At 72.7% G+C, this 1302-nt stretch carries 1 pseudogene; it reads left to right on the top strand.

The features are described from left to right. Window positions 1–22: 22 nt before the first annotated feature. A pseudogene (locus G4D87_RS37845) lies at window positions 23–1302 on the top strand (hypothetical protein); the annotation flags it as partial.

Below are 1302 nucleotides of genomic sequence, written 5' to 3'. Positions count from 1 at the left end.
GCCGTGGGGCTGGGGGTGGACCATGCGCGCTGAGCGACTGCCGCGCGGCGGAGCTGGCCTGCTACTGGCCCTGGCGCTCCTGACGGCGGGGTGTGCCTCGCTGCCCTCTCGTGCGCGCCCTGAAGGCACTCTGGCTGCTGTTTCGGGCACGGGGCCCATGGTGGCATTGGGGCACGGTGCCGTCGCGCGTCTCCCGGAGGACGACGCCCGCGAGGACTTCGACGAAGTGGAGGCCGCGGCCGGACCGCTGCTGCACCGCCGCCGGGCCACGCCGTCTCCCCTGAATCCCGGAGGAGGCGAGACGGCACCCCTGCGAGTGGCACGCGCCCTGGCGGGCGTGTGCGGGGAAGTCCCGTCAGGCTGGCCGCGCCTGGACTCGGAGGAGGCGGTGCTGGCGCCCTTCCTCGAATGCACCACGCCAGCGGCCTTCCTGGCCTTGCAGCGCCAGGCGGACATGCCCCGGCTGGTGGAGGCCCTCTCGAACTGGAATGCCGTCCGGCTGGGCGCCCTGGGCCCTCTGGAGGCCGAAGCGGCCCGCGTCCTCCTCAAGAAGCGCGCGGCCTTCCTCGCCACCGCCGCCCAGAAGCACGGCCTGGCCAAGGCGGAAGTCTTCGCCCTCTTCGTCCTCCACACCGCCCATGACGATGAGGTGCGGCGGCTGCTGCGCCTGCTGGCCGAGGACAAGCTGCTGACGCGCGCGCTGGGGGGCATGGAGGTGGTGCGCGAGGATCTGAAGCAGCGAGGCATGGCCCTCACCGACTTCCCGGAGCGAGACTTCCGCGCGGGCGACATCGCGCGCGGGCTGGGGAGGGCTGCGGACGACGTCGCGGCCTCCATTCCTGTCGTCGGAGGAAGCCGGAGCGTGGATGCGTCCGCGCTGCCCGCGCAGCTCCCACCGCCCTACCAAGAGGCACTCCGGGAGGTGGAGACGGCTCAGCTTCTGGGGGCCTTCGCACCGGGCAACGTGGCCCTGGCGTCCTTTGACTCCCTCACCTTCGGCGTGCCGCTGGGCTTCTACCACCTGGTGGCGGGGACGGCGCAGGGCGGGGCGACCCTCGCCAGGGGCGAGTACGAGGAGGCCACGCGGCAGTTGGCGCCCGCGGCTCTCATGGTGGGCCTGTACGCGGGAGGAAAGGGGGCGCGTGCATTCCGTGAATCCGGCCTCTCCCGGCAGGAGGGGGCACGGCTCCAGGCGGTGGTGCCTCGCGTGGAGGCGCTGAAGGCGGTGTTGGAGAGGTTGGAGGCGCGAATAGGCGAGAGCGCCGTGGGGGAACTGGCCCGGTACATCCAGCAGAGCCGCGA

The sequence above is a fragment of the Myxococcus vastator genome (assembly GCF_010894475.1).
GTDB lineage: Bacteria > Myxococcota > Myxococcia > Myxococcales > Myxococcaceae > Myxococcus > Myxococcus vastator.
The sequence above is the reverse complement of the archived record's forward strand: the minus strand, read 5'-3'. Positions and strand labels throughout refer to the sequence as shown.